Origin of the sequence: Cellulophaga sp. F20128 (assembly GCF_023015805.1) — a bacterium.
Taxonomy (GTDB): Bacteria; Bacteroidota; Bacteroidia; order Flavobacteriales; family Flavobacteriaceae; genus Cellulophaga.
This window is the reverse complement of sequence record NZ_JALKBA010000038.1, coordinates 1-5,832: the sequence shown is the minus strand read 5'-3', so window position 1 is coordinate 5,832 and position 5,832 is coordinate 1. Positions and strand designations below refer to the sequence as shown.

General features: G+C 35.9%; 6 protein-coding genes, 1 tRNA gene and 1 pseudogene. 2 read left to right on the top strand and 6 right to left on the bottom strand.

All coding sequences use genetic code 11. The features are described 5' to 3' along the window. From MWU65_RS17245 to mce, 5 genes and pseudogenes are all read right to left on the bottom strand, one after another. Positions 1–359, bottom strand: a pseudogene (locus MWU65_RS17245) (hypothetical protein); the annotation flags it as partial. After that, a complete protein-coding gene (locus MWU65_RS17240) occupies positions 356–655 on the bottom strand; it encodes a helix-turn-helix domain-containing protein (protein ID WP_247079925.1) in 300 nt (99 codons plus the stop codon). The gene MWU65_RS17240 and the pseudogene MWU65_RS17245, both read right to left, overlap by 4 nt. Before the next feature lie 157 nt (positions 656–812). Beyond that, a complete protein-coding gene (locus MWU65_RS17235; RefSeq protein ID WP_247079924.1) occupies positions 813–1,493 on the bottom strand; it encodes a hypothetical protein in 681 nt (226 codons plus the stop codon). 115 nt (positions 1,494–1,608) lie between these two features. Beyond that, positions 1,609–1,682 (bottom strand) — tRNA-Ile (locus tag MWU65_RS17230). Between the two features lie 75 nt (positions 1,683–1,757). Continuing rightward, positions 1,758–2,171 (bottom strand): methylmalonyl-CoA epimerase, encoded by a 414-nt coding sequence (gene mce, locus MWU65_RS17225; protein ID WP_247079923.1) that lies wholly within the window; start codon positions 2,169–2,171, stop codon positions 1,758–1,760. A 111-nt stretch (positions 2,172–2,282) separates the two neighbouring features. On the opposite strand from mce, the gene rbfA reads away from it, so the two are divergent. Both rbfA and MWU65_RS17215 read left to right on the top strand, forming a co-directional pair. Further along, positions 2,283–2,675 carry a 30S ribosome-binding factor RbfA gene (gene rbfA / locus MWU65_RS17220; protein WP_247079922.1) on the top strand — a complete coding sequence of 131 codons (393 nt, stop codon included), beginning with the start codon at positions 2,283–2,285 and terminating at the stop codon, positions 2,673–2,675. Between the two features lie 2 nt (positions 2,676–2,677). Further along, a complete protein-coding gene (locus tag MWU65_RS17215; protein WP_247079921.1) occupies positions 2,678–3,883 on the top strand; it encodes an FtsX-like permease family protein in 1,206 nt (401 codons plus the stop codon). 80 nt (positions 3,884–3,963) lie between these two features. Here the strand turns inward: MWU65_RS17215 and dusB are convergent, their stop codons facing one another. Beyond that, entirely contained in the window at positions 3,964–4,956 is a 993-nt protein-coding gene (dusB, locus tag MWU65_RS17210; RefSeq protein WP_247079920.1) for a tRNA dihydrouridine synthase DusB, read from the bottom strand. Between the last annotated feature and the right edge of the window lie 876 nt (positions 4,957–5,832).

Sequence of the window (5,832 nt, the reverse complement as noted above, 5' to 3'; positions counted from 1 at the left end):
ACTTGGATAGGTTTTAAATACAATAACTGTAAATAGTCCAATCCAAGTTCATAATGTTCTCCAAATATGTGTGTAACGAATTTTAAGGATAAGGCTATATTGCCTTCTTTAGGCCGTTTCCCCAGAGGTGAATAGATATTGTAAAAACCAAGATATTCCTGCTTAAAATTAAGATGACTTGGAATACATGTAAACCCATCATATTTGGGAACTTTACTTAAATGATCTTTACCGTGATCCTGCTTTATAGTTTCCATATTCCAATGCACCAAGATTTTATTAAAGTGCCCGGCAATAGTAGGGGCTTTCACTTCTTTGTAATAGGAGGTTCCTACACGTATATAAGGTGTTTGTTTCATAACCCTGAATTTCTATTTTGCGACAACTGTTTATTGAATTGTTGCTCTAAAAATTCATCAGACAAATTGGGTTTCCCAATAAGCCAAGCATCGATTTCTTCTTTATTAAAGAATAATTGACGGATGTGCTTGTTGTTTCCAGTAGGAATCAATTTTAATTGTGAAAGTTTGTAGATTTTACTCTTGGATAGCCCTGTATATTTGACAAGGTCATCGATGTTGAATACTTTTTTAGTGTGAGAAAGCAAGCCTTTAATATCCTGCAACAAATCCACTACATTTTTTTGCTCATTCATAATCTTGATGTTTAAGAATTAATAATGAGTAAAAGGCCTTTTACTATAATTGTACAAGGCAAACATATGACGACAGATACAATAAAAAAATAGGGAAATAACGATTGCTCTAAAATTGCTTTAAGTTTTCTCTATAAAAGTTAGAAAAGAGTAATTCTTATGAAATACCTAATCCTTCAGAGATGACTTTTCGCACATCATCATAGTTACCTCCATAGGTAGCCGAACACCATTTGGAATAACTAGAAGGAAGTGTACTTGGATTAATTTCAGCGTTTTTAAAGGTAAAGCGTTCCGAAATAAGTATGTTCAGGGACTCCTTAGTTTTTGAATCCATTCTATAGATACCTCCGCGAACAATTAAATCTAAAAAGGTGAATATAAATCGAATGCTTCCTGATTGTTTGTTCTTCGAGGTTTCTCTAATTTTGATTTTTTGAGCTGCGGGTAGTCCGTTGGTAAGTCTAATTAAGTTCTCAATATCACTATTGTCAAAACCAAAAAAATCCATATCGATATTGGAAGGAGATAATTGCAAAAATGAGAAGCCCTGTACATTGGTTTTGAATAGCTCTTCTGATTTGAACCAAGTAACCACAACTAACAATGACAAACTAAACAACAAAATCACAAAAAGATAACTTGCACTAATTTGAAGTAAGGAGTAGGTAGAATCTGAAAATAAAAAATAAAGGGTTAAAGGTGTAATACAAAATAATAGTATAAGGAAAATAGAAAGTCTGTTCGTTGTTAACGAACTATGCTTAAGATAGAGAAGTTTTAACTCCCTTCTACTTTGATATAACCAGCTTGCTAATATTTCACCTAGCCTTTCCACTATAACAAGGTAAGGATAAAAGAAATTAAAAAAAAGATGAATTGTTGTACAGATGTTGTACTGATGAAAAATAAGAAAGCCTTTCAATTTCTTGAAAGGCCTGTATTTGTTACTGTGGTCCCACATGGGCTCGAACCATGGACCCCCTGATTATGAGTCAGGTGCTCTAACCAGCTGAGCTATAGGACCCGCATTTTGCGGTTGCAATATTACTATTTTATTTATTACAATGCAAGTGAACATTGTAGTTAATACACTCTTTTTTTATTCTACTTCCCTTGGAGCGTCTTGGCATAGCTCTATAAGTACCCCATTTGTACCTTTGGGATGCAAGAAAGCTACAAGCTTATTGTCGGCCCCTTTTTTTGGTGTATCGTTTAACACCGTAAAACCTTCTTGTTTTAATCGCGCTATTTCTGCAACAATATCATCTACTGCAAAAGCAATATGGTGAACCCCTTCCCCTTTCTTCTCAATAAACTTGGCAATGGGACTTTCTGCTGTTGTAGCCTCTAATAGTTCAATTTTATTTGGTCCAGTTTTAAAAAACGAGGTCTTTACGCCTTCCGAAAGCACTTCTTCTTCTTTGTAACTAGCCGTTCCCAAGAGTTTTTCAAAGAGCAGGTTTGCTACTTTTAAATCCTTTACAGCTATTCCTATATGTTCTATTTTTTGCATATTTGTTGTTATCTATCTTCAAAATTACAACATTCTATGATTTGTTTTGCTTGGGATATTACTCCCTTATCTTTTATAGGACTCTAATAATATAAATTGTATTTTTGCACTATGGAAACTCAAAGACAGAAAAAAATAGGAGGCGTTATACAAAAAGATATCGCAGATATCTTACAACGCGCAGTGATTGATGGTGGTTTGCGTGGTACACTTATTTCTGTTTCTAAGGTGGTTGTCACCACAGATTTGTCTATTGCCAAGGTATATATTAGCATTTTTCCACATAAAAATGCCCAAGAATTGTTAGAGGGTATAAAATCTAATCAGCCCTTAATTAAGCACGAACTTTCACAACGCACCAAAAACCAATTGAGACGGGTACCCGAATTATTGTTTTTTATTGATGATTCCTTAGAGTATATAGATGGAATAGAAAAATCCTTAAAAGGAGAAGAAAACCCGATACAAAATCCAGATTTATTGGAACGAAGAAAAAAATCTTAAGATTGAATTTTCCGTTATACATCGCCAAGCGATACATACGTTCTAAAAGCAGCCAAAACGCTGTAAACATTATTAATTTTATTACTTTCTTAGTTATTGTCATTGGTTCTGCGGCCCTTTTTATAGTATTATCGGGTTTTGCAGGATTAAAAACATACAGTCTAAACTTTAGCGAAAGCTTTGATCCCGACTTAAAGGCTTCTCCATCCGTAGGAAAATTTATATCAATTTTCCCTGAACAGGAAACAGCACTGGCAGCGGTAGATGGCGTTCTTGCATATTCAAAAGAACTAGAAGAAAAGGTCTATTTTTTACACCAACAAAAAAGCCATATGGGTTATATAAAAGGTGTAGATGATCATTACAACAAGGTTACTGGCGTTGATAGTACCTTATATTTTGGAGAATGGCTGGTAGACGACATAAGGGGTGTTGCAGGCGCAGGAATCTACAGTTTATTAGGGTTAACTATAGATAATTTTAGGAGCCCCTTAGAGGTTTTGGTTCCCAAATCTAAGAAAGGAGCTATAAACCAAGGCGGAATGAACACAACGCCATACAATCAGCATCAAGTTGTGCTAAGCGGCGTTTATAGCGTTGCGGAAGATTTAGATAAAAAATACTTGTTCACTGGCCTTAGCGTTGTTCAAAAATTACTTGAAAAAGATAGCACACAAATCTCTGGGGTCAACTTTAAAATTGATGAAACAAAAAACATTGAAACCGTTAAGGATAGGATTTCTACTATTTTTAAGGGTGCGGTTGTTTTGCAGGATAGGCAAGAACAAAACAGCACCTTACACCGAATGCTAAATACGGAAAACCTTGCTACCTACCTTATATTTACCCTAGTACTTATCATTGCCTTGTTTAATGTTGTTGGTGCTATTATTATGATGATTTTAGACAAGCAACAGAACTCTAAAACGCTCTATCATTTGGGCACTACCATTAAAGAATTACGTCGGATTTACTTTGTACAAGGAACCTTGGTTACCAGTATTGGAGGATTGTTTGGTGTACTTATAGGCTCATTATTAATATGGTCTCAGCTTGCCTTTGGATGGTTAAAAATAAATGCATACTTAGCATATCCCGTAGAGTATAAACTAATAAATGTGGCTATCGTATTGGCTACAATCATCGTATTGGGAATCATTGCTGCTAAAATTGCCAGCAGTAGAATTAGTAAAAAATTGATTTCTTAGCTCTTTATGATTCGTTGAATTTGAAAAAATCCTAGGCTAATAACGATCAACCCGCAATCTTGGATCACTAAAATTCAACTTTACACAAACTGATAATCCCCAAACTTCTGCAATACCTCATCAAATGCCGCAAAAACATCAGGTGCTTCGTCACTAGTCACCATTTTCATTCGGTATTCTTTAAAATCAGGAATGCCTTTAAAGTAATTGGTATAATGCCTACGCGTTTCAAATACGCCCAACTTTTCACCTTTCCAATCAATTGACATTTGTAAATGCCTACGTGCTGCATCTACGCGTTCTTGCATGGTTGGTGGTGCCTTGTGTTCTCCTGTTTTAAAAAAGTGTTTTACCTCATTAAAAAACCAAGGGTAACCAATACTGGCTCTACCAATCATGGCGCCATCCAAACCGTATTGGTCGCGCATTTTTAATGCGGCTTCCGGCGTATCAATATCACCATTCCCAAACACAGGAATATGCATACGTTGGTTATTTTTTACTTCCGCAATAGGACCCCAATCGGCATCCCCTTTATACATTTGTACCCGAGTTCTACCGTGAATCGCAATTGCAGCACAACCTACGTCTTGTAAGCGTTCCGCAACCTCAACTATTTTAATAGAATCGGTATCCCACCCCAAACGAGTTTTTACCGTAATTGGTAATTTGGTATGGGCTACCATTGCTTTGGTTAAGGAAACCATTAAATCAATATCTTTTAAAATACCTGCACCAGCACCTTTGCTTACCACCTTTTTTACAGGACACCCAAAATTAATGTCGATGATATCCGGACCCGATTTCTCTACAATTTCTACAGACTGTAACATAGAATCTAGATTGGCACCAAAAATCTGTATGCCTACAGGACGTTCTTTTTCGTAAATATCTAATTTCATAACACTTTTTGCAGCATCACGAATGAGCCCTTCTGACGAAATAAACTCGGTATACACCACATCTGCTCCTTGCTCTTTGCACAAGGCACGAAAAGGCGGATCGCTTACATCTTCCATAGGTGCAAGCAATAATGGGAAATCTGGCAACTGTATGTCTCCAATTTTTGGCATTCGGCAAATTTACAACTTATCCTGTACCTAAAAAACAGAAAATTGGCTATCTTATGGTAAACCCCAAGTTTTACCTATATATTTTGCCAAATGGCTATTTAGCCCCCACTCCCTATGCTACAAAGGGATGAGGTACGTGAACTTATGTACTAATTGCAAAAGGATCCCGATACAAAATTCTAAAAAGTAGAATTTCACTAACCCCGAATGGTCGGGGGACATCTAGTTCACCTTTAACTTAAAATACATTATGTCAGTTCGAGTGAATTATTTTGTAGCCCGAGCGAAGAAATAATTAGTACTTCGACAAGCTCAGCAGAACTATTGAGAAGTTTTAGCGTTATTATGGTTCTCGATACAATTTTTCGTACCTCAAAATCAATTGCCCGGAATGTTCGGGGGACAACTATAATGTTCATCAAACTTTATGTCCAACATTAACAGGGCTAAGAACCGGCAACAGTCAACCAACAACTAACAATGTCAGTCTAGATTTTTTGTTTCTTTTTTACCAATGGAAAAAGAAAAGAGAGGCCCATTTAGTTTCAAGATGTTCTCGACACACTATCTCATACTTCGATAGCACTCGAACTGACATCTGTGTGCTGTTCGCATTATATATATGGATAAAAAGACTCAAGATTGAAAAGTGAGAAACTAAAAGTGTCAAGACAGTTTCCAGTTGGCAGTGGCAGAATTAATTTTATTTTAAAAGTTAATCCCGAATACGATTGAAAGCTGAGGTCTAATGTCTAAAAGTAAAAAATTTGAGTTACGATCAAAAAAAACGACCTACAAAAACAGAGCGTAAAACTTGAAGTGAGGTTTCGTTAAAAATAATCCGTCTTGTGATGAATTCAAATGCAATTTGAAGAA

Coding starts and splice junctions, on each gene's coding strand:
- MWU65_RS17240 (WP_247079925.1), bottom strand. CDS start 655: ATGAATGAGCAAAAAAATGTAGTGGATTTGTTGCAGGATATTAAAGGC.
- mce (WP_247079923.1), bottom strand. CDS start 2,171: ATGCAAAAAATAGAACATATAGGAATAGCTGTAAAGGATTTAAAAGTA.
- rbfA (WP_247079922.1), top strand. CDS start 2,283: ATGGAAACTCAAAGACAGAAAAAAATAGGAGGCGTTATACAAAAAGAT.
- dusB (WP_247079920.1), bottom strand. CDS start 4,956: ATGCCAAAAATTGGAGACATACAGTTGCCAGATTTCCCATTATTGCTT.